13 protein-coding genes are annotated in these 22612 nt (G+C 71.4%); 4 read left to right on the top strand and 9 right to left on the bottom strand.

The window, feature by feature from the left end:
* Positions 1-35: 35 nt before the first annotated feature.
* The 7 genes from AB0H84_RS21630 to AB0H84_RS21660 all read right to left on the bottom strand — a co-directional run bounded on the left by AB0H84_RS21630 (position 36) and on the right by AB0H84_RS21660 (position 7732).
* On the bottom strand, positions 36-1175 hold the full coding sequence (locus AB0H84_RS21630) for an enolase C-terminal domain-like protein (protein ID WP_357606730.1): 1140 nt from the start codon (positions 1173-1175) through the stop codon (positions 36-38).
* Positions 1176-1180: 5 nt separating this feature from the next.
* Positions 1181-2152: a D-2-hydroxyacid dehydrogenase gene (locus AB0H84_RS21635; RefSeq protein WP_357606733.1), complete on the bottom strand. Its 972-nt coding sequence runs from the start codon at positions 2150-2152 to the stop codon at positions 1181-1183.
* Entirely contained in the window at positions 2149-3135 is a 987-nt protein-coding gene (locus AB0H84_RS21640) for a hydroxyacid dehydrogenase (RefSeq protein WP_357606736.1), read from the bottom strand. The genes AB0H84_RS21635 and AB0H84_RS21640 overlap by 4 nt, the downstream gene beginning before the upstream one ends.
* The gene (locus AB0H84_RS21645) at positions 3129-4298 is read right to left on the bottom strand and encodes a hypothetical protein (RefSeq protein ID WP_357606739.1); all 1170 of its coding nucleotides are present in this window, start codon (positions 4296-4298) and stop codon (positions 3129-3131) included. The genes AB0H84_RS21640 and AB0H84_RS21645 overlap by 7 nt, the downstream gene beginning before the upstream one ends.
* An 8-nt stretch (positions 4299-4306) precedes the next feature.
* Entirely contained in the window at positions 4307-5206 is a 900-nt protein-coding gene (locus AB0H84_RS21650) for a carbohydrate ABC transporter permease (RefSeq protein WP_357606742.1), read from the bottom strand.
* Positions 5206-6216: a sugar ABC transporter permease gene (locus AB0H84_RS21655; RefSeq protein ID WP_357606745.1), complete on the bottom strand. Its 1011-nt coding sequence runs from the start codon at positions 6214-6216 to the stop codon at positions 5206-5208. Before AB0H84_RS21655 ends, AB0H84_RS21650 begins: the two co-directional genes overlap by 1 nt.
* 61 nt (positions 6217-6277) lie before the next feature.
* The gene (locus tag AB0H84_RS21660; RefSeq protein WP_357606748.1) at positions 6278-7732 is read right to left on the bottom strand and encodes an extracellular solute-binding protein; all 1455 of its coding nucleotides are present in this window, start codon (positions 7730-7732) and stop codon (positions 6278-6280) included.
* 190 nt (positions 7733-7922) lie between these two features.
* Between AB0H84_RS21660 and AB0H84_RS21665 the strand changes: the two genes are divergently transcribed.
* The 3 genes from AB0H84_RS21665 to AB0H84_RS21675 are packed head-to-tail and all read left to right on the top strand — an operon-like array spanning position 7923 to position 11623.
* A complete protein-coding gene (locus AB0H84_RS21665; protein ID WP_357606751.1) occupies positions 7923-8699 on the top strand; it encodes a sugar phosphate isomerase/epimerase in 777 nt (258 codons plus the stop codon).
* 29 nt (positions 8700-8728) lie between these two features.
* On the top strand, positions 8729-9751 hold the full coding sequence (locus AB0H84_RS21670) for a LacI family DNA-binding transcriptional regulator (RefSeq protein WP_357606754.1): 1023 nt from the start codon (positions 8729-8731) through the stop codon (positions 9749-9751).
* Between the two features lie 57 nt (positions 9752-9808).
* Entirely contained in the window at positions 9809-11623 is a 1815-nt protein-coding gene (locus tag AB0H84_RS21675) for a DUF2264 domain-containing protein (protein ID WP_357606756.1), read from the top strand.
* Here AB0H84_RS21675 and AB0H84_RS21680 read toward each other — a convergent pair.
* The gene (locus AB0H84_RS21680) at positions 11592-11921 is read right to left on the bottom strand and encodes a hypothetical protein (RefSeq protein WP_357606759.1); all 330 of its coding nucleotides are present in this window, start codon (positions 11919-11921) and stop codon (positions 11592-11594) included. The two genes, AB0H84_RS21675 and AB0H84_RS21680, sit on opposite strands and share 32 nt — an antisense overlap.
* A gap of 50 nt (positions 11922-11971) precedes the next feature.
* Positions 11972-21586, bottom strand: a complete 9615-nt coding sequence (locus AB0H84_RS21685) for a LamG-like jellyroll fold domain-containing protein (RefSeq protein WP_357606762.1) — start codon at positions 21584-21586, stop codon at positions 11972-11974.
* Positions 21587-21756: 170 nt separating this feature from the next.
* Here AB0H84_RS21685 and AB0H84_RS21690 point away from each other — a divergent pair.
* The coding region (locus AB0H84_RS21690; protein ID WP_357606765.1) for an ATP-binding protein at positions 21757-22612 on the top strand (856 nt) is incomplete at its 3' end.

Genomic DNA, 22612 nt, shown 5'->3' on the forward strand with positions numbered 1-22612 from the left:
GTCATAGCACAGCAACTCCCCGTGATTAGTCAAGCCTAAGCAGTAGCTGACGCCGCGAGCGCGCGGACCGCGTACTCGTCCACGCCGATCCCGAGGCCGGGGCCGGTGGGCACGTGGGCGACGCCGTCGGCGACGGCGATGACCGGGTCCGTGGCGTAGGGGCTGGTGATGAACTGCCGGCCGTTGAGGTCGACCGGCGTGTCCACGCCGAACGCGGCGAACAGGTGGAGCGAGGCGGCCAGCCCGATGTCGGACTCCGTGAGGCCGGAGCCCATGATCGCCAGGCCGGCGTCCTCGGCGAGCTGGCACTGGCGCAGCGCCAGGGTGAGTCCGCCGCAGCGCTGCACCTTGGCGACGGCGACGTCGATGGCGTCGAGCCGGACGAACGTCGCCAGGTCGCTCGGATGGCGCAGGCTCTCGTCCACGGCCACCGGGATGGGACTGGCGTCACGCAGGCGGCGCAGGCCGGCGATGTCGTTGGACGGCAGCGGCTGCTCGAAGACGGCGACGTCGAGATCGGCCAGGCGCCTGGCCACCCGGAGCGCGGCGGCGGCCGTGTAGCCCTGGTTGGCGTCCACCCAGAGCACGGCGTCGGGGGCGGCGGCGCGCACGGCCTCCACGATGGCCACGTCCTCGTCCTCGTCGTGCAGGCCGACCTTGACCTTGACGTGGCGGTAGCCGTGCGCGCGGCCCTCGGCCACGGAGCCGGCGGCCGCGTCCGCCGACTCGGTGGCCACGATCCAGGCCATCTCGATGGTGTCGCGCCTGCGCCGCCCCCACAGCTCGCCGAGGGAGACGCCCAGGCTGCGGGCGTAGGCGTCGTGGCAGGCCACGTCGACCGCCGCGCGCGCCAGCGGCATGCCGATCGAGAAGCCCTTGCTGATGGTGCGGTCGAAGACGCGGCAGAGCCCGTCCAGGTCCCACAGCGGGCGGCCGACGGCCGCCGGCGCCAGGTAGCCCTCGATGGTGGAGACGATGGACTCGGTGGTCTCGTACGTCCAGGAGGGGATCGGGGTGGCCTCGCCCCACCCGGTGGCGCCGTCGTCGGCCGTGACCTTCACCAGGACTCTGACGGCCGGACGGCCGCCTTGGACTACGGAGCCGCCCGCGACGGCGAAGTCGCGCAGCGAGGGCAGGGCCACGGTGAAGGTCTCGACGCGTGCTATCCGGTTCACGTTTTTCAGTACCATTCGGACTTGTCGACCAGGTTGATCAGTTCGCGCCCGGCCACGAAGCGCCGGGCGTTCTCCAGCAGGACGGCGAAGCGCCGCTCGTCGGCGTGCGGCCCCACGCCCGCGACATGCGGGGTGATGAGCACGTCGGGACGCCGCCAGAGCGGGTGGCCGGCGGGCAGCGGTTCGGTCTCGAAGACGTCCAGGGCCGCGCCGGCCAGGCGCCCCTCGGCCAGGGCGGCGACCAGGGCGTCGAGCCGCAGGATGGGCCCGCGGCCGATGTTGACGAGGTACGCCCCGGGCTTGGCCAGCGCCAGCCTCCGCGCGTCCATCAGGCCCTCGGTGGCGGGGGTGTGCGGGACGGTCAGGATGACCAGGTCCGCCTCGGGAAGCAGCCGGTCGAGGCCGTCGGCCGGCAGCACCTCGGCGAAGCCCGGCACGGGGCCGCCGCGCCGGGCGTCCACGCCCACCACCCTGGTGCCGAACGCCGCCAGCAGCCTGCCGACCTCGGCCCCGACCGCGCCCACTCCCACCACCAGGGCGGTGGCCTCGCTCAGGGAGAGCACGGCGCCGGGGTCCCAGTCGGGCGCCCAGCGGGCGCGGGCCTGTTCGCGGGCGTACCTGGGCAGGCCCCTGGCCAGCGCGAGCACGAGCGCCAGCGCGTGCGCGGCCACGTGGTCGGTGTAGGTGTCGCGCATGTTGGTGACCTGCACGGGATGGGCGACCAGGGCCGGATGGTAGAACCCCGGAGGCGGCCCGGCCTGCGCGGCCTGCAGCCAGCGCAGCCGCCCGGCGTGCGCCAGCAGGTCCGCAGGCAGGGTGCCGTAGGCGGCGTCGGCCTCCGCCAGCGCGTGCTCCACCTCCTCGCGGGTCTCCGGCCGGAGCACGACGAGCTCAGGCACCGCCTCCTCCAGCCGGGCCCGCCAGCCCGCGGTGGCCGGATCGTGCGGCGGCAGCAGCACCAGGGTGGTCCGGCTCATGCCCTCAGCGCCAGCCCCGACTCGGTGATCTCGTAGCGCAGGGGCTCTCCCGCGACGTAGCGGGCGAGCTCCTCGGCCATGGCCTCGCCGTGGCGGCGCCGCTCGTGGCCCAGGCTGCCCGCCACGTGCGGGGTGACGACGATGTTGGGCATCGTGAACAGCGGCGATCCCGCGACGGGCGGTTCGGGGTCGGTGACGTCGAGGACGGCGAACAGGTCGGTCCGCCGGCCCAGCACGTCCACGAGCGCGGCCTCGTCCACGAGGCCGCCGCGGGCCGTGTTGATCAGGGTGGCGTCGGGCTTCATCGACTCGAGCAGCTTGGCGCCGACCATGCGCTGCGTGTCGGGGGTGAGCGGCGAGTGCAGGCTGACCACGTCGGAGGTGGCGAACAGCTCCTCCAGGCCGACGAGGCGCACGCCGAGCTCCTTCGCCTGCTCCGGGTCGGCGTACGGGTCGAAGGCCTGCACGTCGAGGCGGTGATGGGCGAGCAGCCGCGCCGTGGCCCGGCCGGTGGCGCCGAGCGAGACCAGCCCGACCGTCGCGCCGTAGGCCCCCAGCTCGGGTCCGCGCGGGGCGGTGGCGGCGGCGGCGCGCGCGGCCAGCACGTAGCGCCAGCCGTGCTTGAGCGCGTACAGGATCTGCGAGAGCGCGAACTCGGCGACCGGGGTGGCGTTGGCGGTGGCCGCCGTGGTGACCCGCACTCCCCTGGCCCACATCTCCGGGGTGACCATCGAGCGGATGGAGCCCGCGCCGTACAGCACCAGCGAGAGCTTGGGCGCGGCGGCGAGCAGCTCGGCGTCCAGCTTGGGCGCTCCCCACCCGGTCACCAGCACCTCCAGGCCGGAGAGCACGTCGGGGGTGATCCGGTCGGCGGTGAGCGGGGGCGACGTGATGGTCAGGTGCCGCTCGATCGCCTCCCGGGCCTCGGGGCCGTAGACGTCGTCGAAGCGGTTCGGGTCCATCACGTACAGGCCGTTCAGCATGAACTCTCCTTCAGGCGAGCCGCGGCTCGCACGCTGGCCAGGCGGGCGGGTGAGCCGAGCCCGGCGTGGTAGTAACGTAGCTGCCGCGCTCCCCCGGCGACGAGGTCGGCGGCAAGTGCCGGGATCCGGGCGTGGCCGTCCTCCAGCACGGTGAGGTTGGCGATCAGGGGCACGTCGGTACGGCTCGCCGCGGCCTTCACCTGGGCCAGGGCCGCCTCCTCCTGGCCCCAGCACTTGAGCACGTACGCGTCGACCGGCGCGTCGAAGGAGGCCAGGTCGATCCCCACGTCGGGGCCGGTGATCTGCGGGTCGTCGGTGGCCATGAGCAGCAGCTCGCGGCCGCCGGCCGGCGCCGCCACGGCTCGCACCAGGTCGCCGATGACCTGGCCGCGGTGGCCGTACAGGGCCTGGGCGCGCTCGCGGCCGAGCACGTCGTCCAGGCTGGTGCCGGCCGGGACGCCCTCCTGGAGCTCTCCGTCCACGGCCGCGCGCACGTCGCGCGCCAGCTCCTCGACGTCCAGGCCGCGCCCGGCCAGCCCGGTTCGGCAGGCCGGGCAGAGGCAGATGGACAGCAGCGCCCTGCCGCAGGCGGACAGGTGGGCGCCGGAGGTCTTCTCGTGGTGACCGGCGTGCTCGGCGCCCAGCCAGCCGCACGCCTCCAGCATCAGCGCGGGCACGTCGTACTGCTCGCAGACCTCGCGCACGAGGGTGAGCGCGTACTCGTGGACGTCGGGCTGGGCGGGGCAGAGCGCGTAGGGGTAGGACTCGCCGTAGGCGTTCCTGACCGTCAGGTCGGGCGCTTCGCGGCCCAGCACCGACGAGTGCGTGAGCACCATCCAGGCCTCCGCCCGCAGCCCGGCCTCCGCCAGCGCGGCCAGCGCCGTGCCGAACCTGTCCTCGTCGGGCACCCCCCAGCTCGGCGGGTACGGCCGGAGCCGCCCGCGCCAGCGGTCGGGGCGCAGCCGGTAGTAGACCGCCGCGTGCTCGGCCTGCACGACGCGGTGGCGTGGATGCCACGGGGTGATGGCCCGGACCGAGTGGTAGGCGGCCTGCAGGGTCACCGTGCTCACGCCGAGGTCGGCGATGCGCTCGGCGCCCGCGGGGTCGCCCACGATGTCCCAGGTGTAGGCGAAAACCCCGTGGGCCCCGTGCCTCGTCTTCAAGTGGACGGTCACCCCTTCGTGGCGCCGGCCAGGCCGCGCGTGAAGTAGTTCTGGAAGAAGAGGAAGATCATCAGCATCGGCAGGAACGAGATCGTCATCCCGGCGGCGAACCCGGTCCAGTCGGTGGCGTGCTCGCCCTGGAAGGAGAGCATCCCGACGGCGAGGTTCTGCAGGTCGGGCTGGCCGAGCGTGAACACCAGCGGGATGTTGAACTCGTTCCAGCTGCTGATGAACTGGAAGATGACCACCACCGCGATGACCGGTTTGGCCAGCGGGAGGATGAGGCCGAACGTCTTGAGGAAGCCGGCCCCGTCGAGCTTGGCCGCCTCGAACAGGTCGGTCGGGACGCTGGAGAAGAACCCGACGAACAGCAGGACGTAGAGCGCGCCGGCGCCGCCGGACATGGCCAGGATGACCCCGGCGCGCGTGTTCAGCAGACCGAGGTTCTCGATCAGCACGAACTGCGGGACGATGATCGAGGCGACCGGGATGAAGAGGGTCCCCACGATCATCCGGTAGAGCAGGGTGCGGCCGGGGAACTCGTACCTGGCCAGCACATAGCCGCACAGGGCCGCCTTGATCAGCTCGACGAGGGTCGAGGCGACCGAGTAGAGCACCGTGTTGAAGAAGTATCCGGAGAAGCCGGCGTTGACCCAGGCCCGTACGAAGTTGTCGAAGTTCAGCTGGTCGGGCACGAGGCTCGCGCCGCTGGTGAACATCCCCGCCTGGGTCTTGAACGCGGCCGAGATCGTCCACAGGAAGGGATAGACCCACACGAGCCCGACGATCAGCAGGATCGGCAGAGCGATGAGGTTGGCCCGCACGGCCTGGCTGCGCCGGGAAGCCTGGGCGCCGTCTGTCCTGGGCGCCTCTGTCCTTGCGCCGGTGGTCTTGGTGATCGTCGCCATCAGACCCCGTACTCCTTCCTGAGCCGCTGGGCCCGGCGGACCGCGACGCCCTGGGCGGAGACCACGACGAAGGCGATGACGGAGAAGAGCAGCGCCGCGGCCGAGGCGTAGCCGTAGGCGAACGGCACCGCGCCGAAGGCGTTCTGGTAGATGAAGTAGGACACCACGTAGGTGCTGGTGCCGGGGCCGCCCGCGGTGAGGGTGACGACCAGCCCGAAGACGTGCATGGCGTTCACGAGGCCGAGCAGGGTGATGATCACGGCGACCGGCTTGATCATCGGGAGCGTGATGCGGGTGAGCTTCTTCCACTCCCCCGCGCCGTCGATGGCGGCCGCCTCGTAGACCTCTTCCGGCACGTTCTGCAGCGCCGCGATCCAGTAGATCATGTACTGGCCGAAGATCTGCCAGATGGAGACGAGCACGAGCACGAGCAGCGCGCTCCACCGGTTGGCGAACACGTCGAATCCCTGGTCGACCAGGCCGAGGTTGCGCAGGATCGCGTTGAGCGCGCCGTTGGACGGGTTGAGCAGATAGGTGAAGACCAGGCCCGCCATGGCGACGGGGATGATGAGCGGCGCGAAGAACACGGTCCGGAAGAACCGCTTGCCGCGCAGCCACTTGCGGGTGAGCACGATCGCCGCCAGCAGCGAGATCGGGAGCTTGATGGCGGTCGTCAGCAGGGCGAAGATCAGCGTGTTGACCACCGACAGCCAGAACAGCGGGTCGGCCAGGATCGTGCCGTAGTTGCCGGCCCCGACGAAGTGGTCGATCGGGCCGATGCCCGACCAGTCGAAGAAGGAGTAGTAGATCGTCGCGAGCAGCGGCCAGATGGTGAAGCCGAGGTAGAGCAGGAGGAAGGGGGCCAGGAAGACGATCAGCCAGACCCTGTCGAGGCCGCGGACGCGCTCGCGGGAGTGATCGGCGCGTTCGGGCGCGCGCCCGGCGGGCGACCGGTCCCCTTCCGTCACCCTCTCCCTGCCGGGGGCGAGGGCGGTGCCGGTGGTTGTCATGGATGTCCTCACGAGGGAGAAGGGGGCGCCGCCCGCACGCGTGGCCGGCGGCGCCGTCCGGTCAGCCGCGGTACTTGTCGGAGGTGTAGTCCTTGGTGTGGTCCCAGTCGGAGAAGGTGTAGCAGTCCATCGAGACCTTCAGGCCGGCCGCCGCCTCCTGCTTGAGCCCTTCCTCGAGGGCGGCCTGTCGCTGCTTGACGATGGCGGCGCCGACCGTCGCCAGGGACTGGCCGCTGACCAGCGCCTCGCCCATGGCCTCCCACTCGCCGTCGGGGCTCTTCGCCAGCGCGTTGACGTACGCCTTGGACTTGGCGATGTCGGGGCACTTGAGCAGCGGCACGGGGAGCTGGACCCGGTAGCCCGGCTTCGATCCGATCTGCATGATCTGCCTGAGCGCCGGGTCGGTGACCATCTTCTCGTTGTCGACGTAGGCGAGCGTGCCGAAGGCGCTCTTGTAGTACTGCTTGACGAAGTAGCCGTTGGGGTCGGTCATCCACTGGATGAACGTCCACATGGCGTCGGGGTGCTTGGTCTGCGAGCTGACCCAGTACTTGTTGGTGTCGTACTTGCGGCCGGCCGCGCCGGTCTGCCCGCCGTCCGGGTTGACGCGGGGGGCCACCACGTACTTGTCGCTGCTGAAGCCCTGGCTGGCCCACACGCTCGGCAGCCAGGTGCCGTCGAACATGATGCCGGCCTGCCCGGCGGCGAACTGCTGGCGGGAGAAGTTCTTGTCGTTGGTGCCCGGCGCCAGGTATCCGGCCTTGCTGAGCTCCTGGATGAAGGAGAAGGTCTTCACCTGGTCGGGCTGGGTCAGGTCGAACTTGCCGGTCTTGTAGTCGAAGAACTCGTCCGTCGAGACGCTGCTGATGAGCGCGTACCAGATCCGCTGCATGTCCACGCCCTTGGTGGGGGCGGCGATGCACTCCGCCTTGGTCCTGGCCTTGATCTGCGCGCAGGTGTTCTTGAGGTCGGACCAGGTCTTCGGCGGGTTGCCGACGTCCAGCCCGGCCTGCTGGAAGACCTGCTTGTTGAGGAACATGTAGCCGGAGCCCCAGTACAGGTTCTCCGAGAACGGGAAGCCGTACGTCTTCCCGTCCTGCACGTTGATGCCTTCCAGGAAGGACCCGTCCGGCCAGCGCTTGGTGAAGTCGGCGGGGACGGTGCCGCTCGGGCTGAGCGGGCGGATCCACTTCTGGTCCAGGAGCTGGGAGAGCCCAGTCGCGTTCCAGTAGAACATGTCCGGCGCCTGGTTGCTCTGGAAGGCCAGGGGCAGGGTCTTCATGTAGTCGTTCTGGGTGATCGAGCGCCACTCGATCTTGATGTCGGGATGTTCCTTGGTGAACTGGGCGCCGATGTCCTTGTGGAAGTTCACCTGTTCGGCGGAGAAGTCCCAGATCTGCAGCGTGGTCTGCGAGCCGCCGCCGCCGCTGTTGCCGTTGCTCGATGTGCCGCACGCTGCCAGGAGCACTGACGCCATGGCCGCGGTGATCATCGCGGTAGTGCCACGAGGTTTCATGGAGCCCTCCCAAGGGCCGGAGGTGCTGGGGCAGCTGGTAAGCGCTTGCCCGGGGGTGGGTCCGAGAGTAACCCCGGCTCATAATCTGATTCAAGGCTTGTGAGAAAGCGGTTTCAGACGGATGCTCGCTCATGATGCCTGTCAATCGGCACCTTGACCCAATCTCTACAAGCGCTTTCTGAGGAGTATCGTGCGCCTGCTCGCCTTCACCAAGCCCTTCGGCCGGATCGACGCCGCCCCGCTGGCCGAGGCGGTGGCCTCGGTGGGCGCCGAGGGGGCGGATCTCCTCGTGCGCGAGGGGCAGACGGTCAGCCCCGCCGACCCCGGCGGCATCGCCGTCGTCGCCGCGGAGCTCGAGCGCCGCGGCCTCACCCTCGACATCGTCACCACCGACCTGCTCGACGCCGGCGCGGACGCCGAACGGATCATCGCGGCCTGCGGCGAGAGCGGCGTCCCCCTCGTGCGGGCGGGCTTCTACCGCTACGACCCCGCCGCCGGATACCGGCGCCAGTTGGAGGAGTCCCGGGCGGCGCTGTCCCGCCTGTCCGGCCTCGCCGCCCGACACGGCGTAAAACTGGCGCTCCAGCTGCATCACGGTACGATCCATCCGTCCGCCTCGCTCGCCCTCGCACTCGCCGGCGACCTGGACGAGGTGCGCTTCTACGCCGACCCCGGCAACCAGGCCAAGGAGGGCAGCGAGGCATGGGCGCTCAACGCCGATCTGCTCGGCGAGCGGATGGCCTGCATGGGGGTGAAGAATGCCGTCTGGCGGTCCACGGCGGACGGCTGGGTGTGTGAGTGGCAGCCGTTCGCGGACGGAGGCGTGGTGCCCTGGCCGGAGATCCTCCCCGGGCTGCGCGCCCGCGGCTACGCCGGCCTGCTGTCGCTGCACGTCCACTACCCGGCGGCCGACCCGGTGGCGGCCGTACGGAAGGATCTTGATCATCTGCGCGGGCTGCTCGGCTGACGGGCGCTTCACGGGGGTAGGAGGAGCAGGTGCGTAATGTGCGGCAGGGCCGCGCGCCACGGGTGACGATCAGCGACGTCGGGGCGGCGGCAGGGGTGTCGGCCGCGACGGTCTCCCGCGTGCTCAACGGCACGGCCAAGGTCGACCCCTCGCTCGCGGCGCGCGTCCACGACGCGGTCAGGCAGCTGGGCTACCGGCCCAACGCCGCCGCGCAGGGCCTGGCCCGCGGGGAGTGGGGCACCATCGGCGTGCTGGTCCCCAACCTGGCCAACCCCTACTTCCCCGACGTGCTCAAGGCCGTCTCGGCCGTCGCCCACTCCCACGGCCGCCGCGTCATGGTCATGGAGTCGGACGACGACCCCTCGATCGAGCAGGGCCTGGTCGAGGACCTGATGCGCAGCTGCGACGGGGTGCTGCTCTGCTCCTCCCGCATGGAGCGCGCCGACCTCGTCGCGCTGACCGCACGGGACCACCCGCTGGTCCTGCTCGATCGGATAGTGCCCGGCATCGCCGCGCCCGCCATCTCCGCCGACTTCTTCGGCGGGATGATGCTGATCTGCGGCCACCTGGCGCAGCTGGGCCACCGCCGGGTCGCCTACCTGAGCGGGCCCGAGGTGTCCTGGGCCAACGCGGAGCGGATCAGGGCGTTGGAGGCCGCCAAGGCGTTCGGCATCTCCGTCACGATCCTGCCGTGCGGGTCCACCAGCCGCTCCGGCTACGAGGCCGCCGCCGAGGTGGCCGGCACCGGCGCCACCGCGCTCACCACCTACAACGACCTGGTGGCTCTGGGTGCGGTGACCCGGATGCGCGAGCTCGGCGTGCGGGTGCCCGAGGACCTGTCGGTGGTCGGGTTCGACGACATCGCGCTGGAGCACGTGGCGCACACGAGCTTGACCACGGTGTCCGTGCCGCGCGGGCAGCTCGGCAGGCAGGCGGCCGAGATGCTGGAGGCCCTCATGACCGAGGGGCACGACGGGGAGCCGGTGAGCCTGCCGATGGAGCTGCACGTGCGCGACAGCACCGCACCACCACGGGTGACTGTTGACAAGTGAGGGCGGCGGCGGGAACCCTGTCCTGAAAGCGCTTTCCCAGCGGAGGAGAGAGAACCCGTGGACACCGACGACCGCACAGGGCGGCCTGGCGACGACCGAGACGACCTGAGGCGGCAGGTGCTGGACCTGGTCGATCCGCTGCTCTCCCGGTTCAGCCCCGGCCGGGGACGGCTGCGGCTGGGCTTCAACACCGCCCACTACGACGACGCGGCCGCCGAGCTGGAAGCGTTTGCACGCCCGCTGTGGGGGCTGGCGCCGCTGGCGGCGGGTGGCGGGGCGTTCGATCACTGGGAGCTCTGGCGCGCCGGGCTCGCCGCCGGGACCGACCCCGACCACCCCGACTACTGGGGCGCGGCCTTCGACCGCAACCAGCGGCTGGTCGAGACCGCCGCCCTCGGCCTGACTCTTGCCCTGGCCCCCGAGCAGATCTGGGACCCGCTGACCGGCCGGCAGCGTGACACGGTGGCCGCCTGGCTGCGGCACGCGGTCACCGTGGAGCCGAACGACAACAACTGGCTGTTCTTCCCGGTCATGGTGGGGCTCGGGCTCGATCGCGTCGGGGTCTCCCACGACCATGACGCCAACACGGCGAGGCTCGACCGGCTGGAGGAGTTCGACCTCGGCCGCGGGTGGTACACCGACGGGCCGAAGTGGCAGCGCGACTACTACATCCCGTTCGCCATGCACTACTACGGCCTCATCTACGCGGCGCTCGGCGACGACGAGGCCAGGGCCGGGCGCTTCCGGGAGCGGGCCGCGGCGTTCGCCCAGGACTTCCAGCACTGGTTCACCAGCGAGGGGGTCGCCGTCCCGTTCGGCAGGAGCCTGACCTACCGCTTCGCGCAGTCGGCGTTCTGGGGGGCGCTGGCCTTCGCCGGGGTCGAGGCGCTGCCCTGGGAGGTGACCAAGGGTCATCTGCTGCGGAACCTGCGCTGGTGGGCCGACCGGCCCATCCGCGACACGTCCGGGCTGCTCACCATCGGCTACGGCTACCCGCAGCCGCACATGGCCGAGCAGTACAACGCGCCCGGCTCGCCGTACTGGGCCATGAAGGCGTTCCTGCCGCTCGCCCTGCCCGCCGAGCACCCGTTCTGGGCCGCCAAGGAGGCCGACGCACCCCCGCTGCCCGACGTCAGCACCCAGCCGGAGGCCGGCGTGGCGCTGATGCGCTGCGAGGAGGGGCGGCACGTGGTGCTGCTGAGCGCGGGGCAGCACGCCCCGTGGGCGCGGCACGGCGCGGCCAAGTACGCGAAGTTCGCCTACTCCACGCGGTTCGGCTTCAGCGTGCCGGCCGGGACGTACGGGCTCGAGCAGGGCGCCTTCGACAGCACGCTGGCGCTCAGCGAGGACGGACTGCACTGGCGGCCGTGCGAGGTGCCGCACGACCTCTCCGCCTCCGACGGCGTGCTGTACGCGCGCTGGACCCCCTGGGACGACGTGGAGATCGAGACCTGGCTGGTGGCGCTGCCCCCGTGGCACGTGCGGGTGCACCGGATCAGAACCGGGCGGACGCTGCGCACGGCCGAGGGCGCCTTCGCGGTCGACCGGAACCGGCCGCCCACCCGGGTCGACACCGGCCCCGGCCTGGCCAGGCTCGACTCGCCGCACGGCCTGTGCGTGATCGAGGACCTGTTCGGCCGGCGGGAGGGCACCCTCGTCACGGCCCTGCCCGGCACCAACGTGCTCGCCCCGCACACCACCATCCCCACGCTGACGGGCGACCTGCCGCCCGGCGAGCACCTGCTGGCCTGCGCGGTCATCGGCCTGGAGGCCACGGGCGGGGGCGGGTGGCCGGAGCCTCCCGCCTGGGACTCGATCGAGCCCCTGCTCGAGGCGGCGCCTACGGGAGTTCGGACGTCGCAGGAGGGATGAGCTCGTAGTCCGGGATCGTGCGTCTCACCCGCTGGTACGCCTGATCGTCCGCGTCCGCCGCGGCGGCTTCCGGGATCTCGACCCGGCCGAGGTAGAGCCCCCGCAGGCAGTGGTCGCACCAGAAGTGGGCGTCGCCGACGAGCAGGTGCGGGATCCGGAGCCGGTACACCAGGCGGAGGCAGGCCCGCCCGCAGTTCGGGCAGTGCCCGGAGATCGCTCTGGGCAGCCCGTCACGGGCCTGCTCATAGGCGTGCAGCCAGCTCTCCCATCGGAGCGCCTCGTCATGGGTGTTCGGCACCGGGTCCGCCTCTCGTCTTCCGCCCTACGTACCCGCGGGCTCCTCCTGCGTCACTGGTTACGTGGATGGTTGGTCCACCACTCCTCCTCGAAGGCATAGGCCCGGTCCTCCCACGGTTGGGCCTCCTTCTGCGACGTCGGATAGCTGCCGCCCTTGCGCAGGTCCTCCACGTGATACCGCTCGTGGGCGAGGGTACGCGCCAGCAGTTCCTCGCTGCGGAAGGCCGCTCGCCGCAGCACGACCATCTGATTGGGATATGTCACCCCGGCCAGCCCGTCGACCCTCTTGTCGATCCTGATGGTCAGGTCGTCGATCCGGATGTCCCAGTCCTGGGCCACCCGCCGGACCGTCTCCATGCTCATCGGGAGCCTGGCGCCCCAGCGCGGCCTGTCTCCGGCGCGTGCCAGCCTGACGGCGTCATCGGCGGACATCCCCGGCGTGACCGCGCCTTCGCCGCCGCCGCCGTTCCGCGCGTTCGACAGTGGCGGCTGCCCCGCGGCGAGGCAGGCCGAGCCGGCGCCCGTGACGCCACGGCAGGGGTCGAGCTGCACCGACGGGTCCTGCGGGACGGCCGGGCCCGGATCGACCCGGCAGTCCTGCATCGCGTCCGCGCCGAACACCCCCGAGCACTGGCCGACGACGTGCGGCGCCGGGTCGAGCCCGCCGTTGGGCTGCCCGTCGCCCGCCCCGGCCTCGGTCGGCGTGAAGGCCACGCCGACCCTGTCCAGGATCTTGTCGATCGCGTTGTCGACCCTGTGCGTAAGCCCCTTGTCGAGGGCGTCGGCCAGCGAGGTGCCCGCCGGACCGGGCAGCCGGTCATGGTCGATGGGGCCGGGCCTGGTCGCGCGCGTCTTCGCGGCGATGTCGGCGAGCTCCTGCGGCGTGGGCGGCGGAGGCGGCGGCGGGTCCGCCTTGGGCGTCTTCCTGGGCGAGCCGTTCTTGCCGGGGTCGGGGCTGCCGTCCCCGTCCGGGTCGCCGCCGGTCTTGCCCTTGCCGGGCGAGGAGCCGCCGTCCGGGTACTGAATGTACGGCCCGCTGCCGTCCGGCCAGCCCTTCCACCAGTTGTTCTTCCACCACTTGGCCGCGAAGTAGGCCGCCCCGGCGGTGACGCCGACCGCCGCGAGGCAGTAGAGCCACACCGGGCCGCAGAACCGGGAGGCGCGCGCGGCCGCGCCGACCTCCCCGCCACCGGTGAGGACGAAGTCGGCCGCGGTCAGGACCGGCCTGGCGATGTTCACCTTGACGACCTTGATGACGTCCTTGGCGGTGCCGCACACGAAGGCGGGGCAGCCGAAGTGGCCGCTCGGGTCCATCCGGCCGAGCGGGTCGCCGTCCGCGTAGGTGAAGCGGTTGCCCTTCACCGACGGCATCGGGTCCACCTCGAGCGTGTCCCTGCTGGGGAACGCCCCGGTTCCGGGGTCGTACCAGCGGGCGGCCATGTTGACCTTGCCGGTGGCCGGGTCGGTCCAGCCGCCCTGGTAGCCGACGCCCCGCTTGGCGCCCGAGCTGGCGACGACCTTCCCGTACGGGTCGTAGGCCACCGAATCGGTCAGCGCGCCCGCGCCGGTGAAGGTGGCGGTGAGGTCGCCGTGCCGGTCGGTGTAGGCGTACAGGCCCGCGACAGAGACGAGGTCGCCGGCCGGGTCCCTGCCGTAGAGCTCGTCGCCGGCCGCGGCCGGGGTGTTGCCCAGGCCGGAGTAGCTGAACGCGCGGCCCGCGGCGGACGCGACCCGGTCCAGCCCGTCGTAGGTGTAGGTCGCGGCGCCGTCGCTGATCATCCGGTCGAACGCGTCGTAGCTCGTCGCGCTCGCGCTCCCGCCGGTCGGCGTCCTGGACTTCAGGGTGCCGCGTGCCGTGTAGGCGTAGCCGGCCGATCCGTCGGAGACCAGTTGGTCGCGCGCGTCGTAGGCGGCGACAGCCGTGCCGGCCTTGGTCCGGTTGCCCGCGTCGTCGTACTCGTAGGCGACCGAGTTCCACGACGTCAGCCTGCCCGCCAGGTCGTAGCCGTAGGTGTTGGCCCCCGCGCCCGCCGTACCGGTCGTGGTCTTGCTGGTGAGCCGGTCGGCGTCGTCGTAGCCGTAGGTGACGGCGGCCAGCACCGCGCCCGCGGCGTTCTTGAGCGTGTCGGAGGTGGGCCGGTGCAGGTCGTCGTACTCGAAGGAGCGCTTGGCGCCGCCGTAGTCCACCCCCTTGAGCTGGTCCATCGAGTCGTAGGAGTAGATCGAGGTGCCGCCGGTGAGCGGGTCGCGGACCGTGGTGAGGCGGCTGCCCGGGTCGTAGTCGTAGGCGGCCGTGCCCGCCTTGTCGGTGCGGGTCTTCATGCGGCCGTCGCCGTCGTAGGTGAACGACGCCGTGCCGGACGGCCCCGACGTGCTGACGAGATGATCGCGGTCGTCGTAGCCGAAGGTGTCGCCCCCGGCCGAGGTCAGCCGGCCCACGTCGTCGTAGCCGAAGCTGTGGGCGGTCGTGGCGCTCTCGGCGCCCGCGCCGGTCTCCGCGGTGAGCCGGTTCAGCGCGTCGAAGGTGCGGGTGACCGTGGCCCCGCCCGGCTTGGTGACCTGGACGGGGCGGCCGGCCGCGTCGTAGTCGGTGATCGTCCGGCGGTCGGCGAGCGTGGTGTAGGCCGTGGTCGCCGGGACGAGCATCGCCGTCTGGAGGTTCCACGGGTTGTAGGCGTACGAGGTCGCGTTGCCGTTGCCGTCGGTGAAGCGGGTGCGGTTGCCGACCGCGTCGTAGCCGAACGTCGTGGTGATGGTGTGCGCCGACGTGGACTTCTCGTGCTGGCCGGTCAGCCGGTTCAGCGCGTCGTAGTCGTAGGTGCTGACCCCGCCGCCGGGCCGGTTGACGGTGACCGGGTTGCTCCCCAGGTCGTAGCCGATCGTCATCGACCGCAGCTGCTTGCCCGCCGCGTCGAGGTCGGCCAGCGCGGTGGCCCGGCCGGCGCCGTCATATGCGAGCGTGCTGCTGGTGCCGTCCGGGTTGAGGACCTTGGTCACCCGGCCGGCGTGGTCGCGGGTGTACCAGCGGGCCTGGATCAGCGGGTCGACGTCGACGATGACCTCGCCCGCCGCGTTGTAGCCGAACTGGCTGCGCGCGCCCGACGGCGTGGTGACGTAGGTCAGGTTGCCCGCGTCGTCGTACTCGTAGGTGGTGGTGTACCCGGCCGCGGCCGGTGTGCGCTCGACGGCGGTGGTGGAGATCCGGCGGCCGAGGTCGTCGTACGTCGCGCCGGTCAGCCGGCCCGCCTGGTCCCGGGTCCAGAGCAGCTCCCCGGCCGCGTCGAAGCCCGACCGCGACTGCTTGCCCGCCGCGTCGGTGCTGGCGACCACGTTGCCGAGCTGGTCGTAGGTGTAGGTGTTGCCGTGGCCGAGCGCGTCCACGACGCTCTTGGCGCGGCCCAGGGCGTCGTACGTCGTGGTGGAGCCCGCGGTCACCGTGGCGCCGGCGCCGAGCTGCGTGTACGAGGGCAGGGTGAGGACGAGCGGCCGGCTCATGCCGTCGTAGGTGATCGTGGTCCGGTAGCCCTCGGCGTCCTCGCTCGTCACGACGTCGCCGAAGGTGTTGTAGCCCGACCGCGTCGTCGGCCTGACGTCGTACGGCGCGCCGCCCGAGTGCTCGATGGCCACCGTCGGCGCCTTGGTCGTGGTGAGCCGGCCCGCCTCGTCGTAGGTGTAGTCGGTCACCGCGCCGCGGGGGTCGGTCATCGTCCGCGGGAGGCCCCGCTGGTCCCTGGTCCAGGAGGTCGTGAGCCATTCGTCGCCGTCCCAGACCTTCTGGGAGAGCGTCCGGCCCAGCGCGTCGAGGCCGAACGTGGTCCACGTGTAGGCGTTGTTCTGCGCCTGGACCAGCGTGATCAGGTGGTCGTCGTCGTCATAGCCGTACGTGGTCTTGCGCTTGATGCCGGAGGGGTCCAGCAGCGCCTCGGTGACCCGGTTGGCGGCGTCCACGGTGAAGGCGGTCGTGCTCTTGCCGTTGCCGGTGATCCGCTGGACGAGGTTGCCCGCGCTGTCGTAGGTGTTCCGCTCGAGCGGGATGTCCCGGGTGGTCCCGTCGGCGTTGTGGAAGCCCTCGGCCCAGACCGATTCGAGCAGGTTGTCGTCGTAGTAGCGGTAGCGGGTGGTGCGGCCCATGGCGTCGGTGACCGTGGCCAGGCGACCGGCCGGGTCGTAGGCGCGGGATTCGAGGACCAGTTCCTTGGGGGCGTCGTTGTCCAGCGGGTCGCCCACCCAGTTGGCCAGGCTGCTGGTCAGCAGCAGGCCGGTCGGCCCGTAGGTGCGCCGGAAGTCGGCGCCGGTGGCGTCCACGGTGCTGGTGAGGTTGCCGTAGACGTCGTACCCGTAGGTGGTGGTGCTGCCCGCGGCGTCCTTGACGGACGAGACGCGGGCGCCGGAGTCGTAGGTGTAGACCGTGGTGCGCGTGACGTCCTTGCCGGTCGGGTCCGTCTGCTCGACCTTGGTGACGTTGCCGTCGACGTCATAGGTGTAGATGACCCAGGGAAGGTGCTTGACGCCGCTGATCACATCCGTGGTCGCGGGGCCGACGGTGGCGGTGAGGTGATTGAGGGCGTCGTACCCCATGGAGGTGGTGACGCCGTTCGGGAACGTGTCGGAGATCTCCGTCACCGTGATGGGCCGGCCGGCGCTGTCGTTGTCGTACTTCGTGACGAGCCCGGCCGGGTCCGCCACCTGGGCGAGGTCGCCGTTCTGGCGGTAGCTGTACCGGGTCGCCTTGCCGCCGGGCGTGGTCACGGAGGCGAGCAGCCCGTCCGGCACGGTGCCGCCGCCGACGGCGGCCTCGGTTCCGTCGGTGTAGGCGTACCTGGTGGTGCGGCCGTCGGCGGATCCGCCCACGGGAGGTGTGGTGACGCTGAGCAGGTCGCCCGAGATGTCGTAGGTGTAGCTGGTGCGGTGCGCCGCGTCGTTCCCGGCGCCGGCGCGGGCGTCGAACGCGCCGGTGAGCTTGTCGTTCCGGGGGTTCAGCGGGTTGTCCGCGTCCAGGTAGTAGGTGAAGTACGAGGTCTGGCAGGAACGCGGTCCCCGGCAGGTCACCTTCATGACCGGGTTGCCCCGGTTGTCGTTGTACAGCTGGGTGGTGTGCCCGTCCGGGTCGGTCACCGAGGCCAGGTTGCCGTTGAGGTCGTAGCCGTAGCGGGTGGTGCCGCCGGAGGCGTCGTACAGCGAGGTCGGACGGCCGCCGTGCTGTGGGTCGTAGCTGTAGACCATCGCCTTGCCGCGCGGGTCGGCGGCGAGCACGGTGGTCGCGGGGATGCCGAACGTCGCGACGTCGCGGTAGTGCGCCTCGATCGCGTCCGTGCTCAGGCTGCTCCAGTAGAGCGCCACCTCGTCGACGGTGCCGGTGAAGTGGCCCAGGGTGTCCGAGGGCTTGGCGGGCCAGTTGCCCGCGATGAAGCCGGCGCCGACGTAGACGTGGTTCTGCGCGACCGTGGAGACCGGCCCCTTGGACCTGGTCCCGGCCAGGGCGCCGTCCAGCCAGAGCCACTGGGTGCCGCCGGAGGCCGTCAGGACGGCGTGGTGCCAGCTCGCGTCGGTCACGGTCTTGGTCGTGGTGATCGGCGCGATCGCGGCGCCGTCCCAGAACTGGCCGCGCAGCTTGCCGTCCGTCCCGACGTACAGGGCGGGCGTGTAGTTCGCCTGCGGACCGGCCGGGTCGGTGATGGCCTGGGCCTGGTAGGCGAGCAGGACGCCGGGCTTGGCGGTCTTGAACCAGAGCTCCGCCGACAGGTCGCCGCCGCCCTTGATCTCGCCGTCGGGGAGCTCGAGGTAGGAGGTGGAGCCGTTGAACCCGGCGGCCGAGTCGCCGCCGGTGGCCAGGAAGATGGGCGCGGCCTGGCTCAGGGTGACGTTGTGGTAGGTCGCGTCGGTGTCGCGCCCGTCGCCGTACGCGGCGCTGGCCGCGCGGGTGCCGGAGTACTCGGCGAGGCGGTAGTACTCGCGCGGCCGGGCGCCCAGGACCGCGTTCGGGTAGTACTCCGTGCTGGCCTGCGTCTGGGCGGGGTAGACCTTCCACTGCCCGCCGTTGGCGTCGGTCACCGAGGCGACCCGGTCGTTCTGGGTGTCGTGGACGAGGGTGGCCTGCAGCTTGCCGGAGGGCAGCTTGACCGTCTCCAGCGCGCCCGTGTACTGCCCGGCCGCGTACTGGGCGGCGACGGACGTGGGGCCGAGCGGGTGGGTGTAGAAGGCGGGGTCGTCGATCTGGCCGGTGAAGTGGCCGCGCGCGTCGGCGGGCGCGGCGGGGCACCAGCCCGAGGTGGTCATGTAGCCCGCCCCGACGCTGGCGTACGGCAGGTGGGTCGCCTTGATCTGCTTGGAGCGGCTGGCCACGATCGAGCCGTCCACGTACAGGCTCTGCCAGGTTCCGCTGGAGGTCAGCACCACGTGGTGCCAGGCTCCGTCGTTCACCGCCGCGGTGGACGCCATCGCTCCGCAGCTGCCGTCGTCGGCCATCTGGCCGTGCAGCTTCCCGTCGGTCCCGACGTACAGCATCGGCAGGAAGCCCCACGGGAGCGGGCCCCGGGAGTCCTCCAGCGTGTTCAGCTGCGCGCCGTACAGCACGCCGGCCTTGGTGGTCTTGAACCACATCCCGACCGCCGCGTAGGTGGTGTCGTCGGTGATGCTGTACGGCATGCGCAGGTAGGAGCTCGTGCCGTTGAACGTCGCCGAGCCGTCCGTGCTCCCGGCCGGGGCGCCCGCCGCGCCGTAGGCCAGGTTGACCGCCTGCGCGTCGTCCTGGCCGACGAAGAGCTGGGTCTCGTTGGTCGCGCTCTGGTGGAGCCGGTAGTACATCGCGGGGGCAGCGTCGACGACGGACGTCCGGTAGTGCGACACCATCTTGTAGCTGTACTTGGTGCAGGCCGTCGTCGTGCCCGGCGGGCAGACCTGGGCGAGCAGGCCGTAGCCGTAGCCGTAGGTCCACGCGGGCGCTCCCTGGGCGGGATCGGTGGCGACCGAGGTCACCAGCCCGCTGCTCCAGGTGAAGTAGAGGCCGCGTCCGCTGACCTTGTTCACGACCTTGGCGAGGGTGCCGTCGCCGTTGTAGGTGAGGTACTCGCCGTGCTGGTCGTCGTCGTAGATCGCGGTCAGCCGGCCGTTCGGGTCGAACACGTACGCGCCGCCGGACTTGTCGCGGAGGAACCAGGCCGCCTCGGTCTTCACCAGGCTCACCGACCGGCCCTCGGGCGGCGCGTACGTCCCGTCGGGGTTGCGGCCGAAGCGCGCCTGCCGCCCGTCGGGGTAGGTGACCACGACGTTGCCCGTCAGGTCCTGGTCGGTGACGATCTTCATGTCGTACGCGGTGGTCCAGCCCACCCCGAACATCCCCGCGCGGGAGTTCAGGCTGCTGTACGAGCGGGTGATCGCCAGCGCCGGACCGGCGGTGGTGAGGCTCGCGTCCGTGGTGGTGGCCGAGTACTGGCCGGTCAGCGGGTCGATGCCCTTGACGGCGGCCGTGCCGGCGCTGTCGGAGACGTGCGAGGAGACCAGGGGCTGCGGCACGACCGTGCTGAACGTGCTCCACCCGGTCGCCGGGCTTGAGTTCTTGCCGTCGGTGACCAGGGCCTGCCACATGTACTGCTCGCCCCACTTGAGCTTGCCCTGCGGCACCGCCCAGCTCGCGCTCTGCTCACCGGTGTTGGAGTCGCCCTTGACCAGGCCGGTCGCAGGGCACTTGCCGGAGTCGGAGACCAGGCAGACGTTGAAGACGAAGTTCAGCTCGCCGCCGGGCCACTCGTCCTCGTCGTGGCCGGTGACCGTGAACTCCGGCGTCAGCGTGGACTCCACGTACCCGCTGCCCGGCCACATCGAGTCGATCTGGGGCGGCACGTTGACCACGGTCAGGCTCACGCACCAGACGGGGACGCCCCAGTCGGAGAAGAACTGCCCGTTCGCCACCATGTCCCAGCAGATCTGGTACGAGCCGGGGTTGAGCGGGTCGATCGTGGCGCTCACCTTCGCCGAGCCGTTGTTGCCGATCGTGGCGGGCAGCGCGGCCGCCGCCGTGGAGCTGCCCACGAAGGTGCCGCCGGTGGTGTACACCTTGTAGCCCAGCTTGACCGTGCCGGGGGCCCAGGAGTTCATCCCGTTGTTGATCACCGTGACGGGGAGCCTGCCGGCGCCGTTGGCCCGCACCGGCGGGTCGATCGTGGCGCCGGAGTCGATCGCGTAGAGCGCCCGCCAGGGGCTGTAGTCCACCTGCAGGTACGGCGGGTTGGCCGAGTTGGCGCTGGCGAACTCCTTGAAGCTGTCGGCGGTCAGCGCCAGGCCGTTGTTGCCCGCGCCGTTGGCCCAGTCGGACAGGGAGGCCAGGCCGGCACTGTTGATGCCGATCCACGCCCAGCCGGCGCCGCCGCAGGTGACCCCGCCGGTGAAGCTGGCCGATCCCCAGGTGTCGCCGAGAGTCACGCCGGGATAGGAGGCGATCGTGCCGACGTTCCAGCTGCTGGTGATGGCCTTCACCGTGACGGGGTTGGCCGAGCAGGAGTCCGACAGGGTGTTGTAGAGGAAGAGCGCGGCGCCGGTCACGTAGGCGTGGGGGATCTGGGAGGCGAGGTTGAAGTTGATGTAGGTGTTGTTGCGCTTGGTGCCGTCCTGGGGGCCGACCAGGAGCTGGGCGCTGCCGGAGTGGTTGGCGCCGGAGTGGTTGTCGACGTAGGTGTCGGAGGCGGCGCCGCTGGTCGTGCGGACGTACGAGGAGGGGTCGACGACCACCGGGAACGCGCGGTCCTTGGCGTGCAGCCACTTCTGGTCGGCGCTGACGCGCAGGACGTTCCCGACGAGGGTGTAGTGGACCGCGTCGGAGCGGGCGCCCTTGGCGTCGCGCATGAATCCGGCGGGGACGGTGATCCGGACGGCGCCGTGCTCGTCGGCGAACTCCACGCCCTGCGGCGCGCTCCGCGGCGTCAGGCCCTTGGCCTGGAAGGGGAAGTCCCAGGGGCCCGTCGCGGCCTGGCGGGAGGTCAGGACGAGGGACTCCTTGATGCCGTCCCAGGTGGTCTCGACCTGGATGTCCGTCCCAGGCAGCACCTCACCGTATTTTGCGATATTTCCTGAAACCTTGGCCTTGGTGCTTTTTGCGCCTTGGAGGGCGAAGGACAGGCTGTGCTCCCCGTCCAGGGTGAGCGATTGGAGCCTGGGGTCGGCGGCGTCGTCGGCCACCTCGATCCCGACGTCGTTGGCCGCCTGCCGCCAGCGCCCGGCCGCGCCGGTCAGGTTGACGTCGATGTCCGCCCACTCGCCCGTGGCCGTGCGATAGCGCACTGGCCTGGAGTACGTGCGCACGGTGTAGGTGTGGTCGGGGTTCTGGAAGACCTTGGACGTCGCGTCGCCCAGCGTGGGCACCGCCCGGCTCTGCGCGGCGGCGAACCCGTGGACGTCCTTGTTCCCCGGTCTGCCGGCCGCCTTACCCACCCGCTGCGGTGTGTTCGACAGCCGGGCCACGGGTGCGGGCGACTTCGGGGCTTCCCGGGGCACGGTGCCCTTGGGCGGCTTGGCGGCGGCCCGCTCGGGCAGCTCGGTCCGCGCCCGGGTCGCGTCCGCCGCCACCTGATGGGCACGGTTCGCCGCCGAGCCCATGCGCTGCTCGGGGAGCGTGGGCTCCTTGGGAGCCGCGTGGGCTGCCTGGCCCGCGACGCTGATGACAAGGGTGCTCACTGTCAGTGCCGCGCAAAGACGGGTGGCCCAACGATTCCTCATGCCGACCTCCGGCGGAGACCGTATTCGCGACCTGCCCGTCCCACATCCGTACGGATGACGTGGATCAAGGACGTCTGAATGTTCCCGGTTAGGTATGAGATCGACTACGAGTCAGGTACTCTCGCCTCGTGCTGCACGGGCGCATCGCGGAGCAGGCCAGGATCACGCGACTTCTCGCTGGTGAGAGCGGCGCCCTGGTGGTGCGCGGGGAAGCCGGGGCGGGCAGGAGCGCGCTGCTCGCGTTCGCGGCCGAGATCGCGGGTGATCAAATCGTGCTCCGCGCCTCCGGCACCCCCGAGGAGTCTCACCTCCCGTACGGCGGCCTCCACATGCTGCTGGCGACCACCCGCCCGCGCTGGAAGCACCTGCCCGCCCAGCAGCGCGACGCCCTCGAACGCCTGGGCGAACCCGAGCCGGAGAGCCGGACGCCCGGCCACCCTGCCCTGTACCTGCCGGTCTGGAACCTGCTGCGCCACCTGGCGGGCAGGCGGCCCGTGCTCTGCCTGATAGACGACGCTCACTGGCTGGACCGGGAGAGCCTGGCGGTCCTGTCCTTCTGCGTACGCCGCCTCGCCGCCGCGCGCGTGGTGATCCTCGTGGCCGCCGAGGGCGAGGTGCCCGCCCTCCAGGGGATCGACGAGCTGGACCTGCCGGGCCTCGACCGGCAGGCGGCGCTGGACATCGTCGCCGAGCGCAGGCCGGGTATCGTCCCGCAGGTGCGCGAGCGGATCGTCGGCGATGCCCGCGGCAATCCGCTGGCCCTGTGCGAGCTGGCCGCGGGGATCAGCCCCGCGCAGGTCGAGGGCAGGCTGTCGCCGCTGGGCCTCTACACCGGCTGGCCCGGGCGTTCGCGGCGGGCCGATCAGCTGTACGGCGCGCGCTTACGCGCCCTGCCCGAGCGGACCCGACTCCTCCTCCTGCTGGCCGCCGCCGACCCCGCGGCCTCCCTCCCCGAACTCCTCGCCGCCGCCGGGACGCTCCCGT

The organism is Nonomuraea sp. NPDC050786 (assembly GCF_040654115.1).
Taxonomy (GTDB): domain Bacteria; phylum Actinomycetota; class Actinomycetes; order Streptosporangiales; family Streptosporangiaceae; genus Nonomuraea.

Bases quoted from the DNA above. Each gene is read 5' to 3' on its own strand.
- AB0H84_RS21660 (WP_357606748.1), bottom strand. From the start codon at position 7,732: ATGAAACCTCGTGGCACTACCGCGATGATCACCGCGGCCATGGCGTCA.
- AB0H84_RS21655 (WP_357606745.1), bottom strand. From the start codon at position 6,216: ATGACAACCACCGGCACCGCCCTCGCCCCCGGCAGGGAGAGGGTGACG.
- AB0H84_RS21650 (WP_357606742.1), bottom strand. From the start codon at position 5,206: ATGGCGACGATCACCAAGACCACCGGCGCAAGGACAGAGGCGCCCAGG.
- AB0H84_RS21640 (WP_357606736.1), bottom strand. From the start codon at position 3,135: ATGCTGAACGGCCTGTACGTGATGGACCCGAACCGCTTCGACGACGTC.
- AB0H84_RS21635 (WP_357606733.1), bottom strand. From the start codon at position 2,152: ATGAGCCGGACCACCCTGGTGCTGCTGCCGCCGCACGATCCGGCCACC.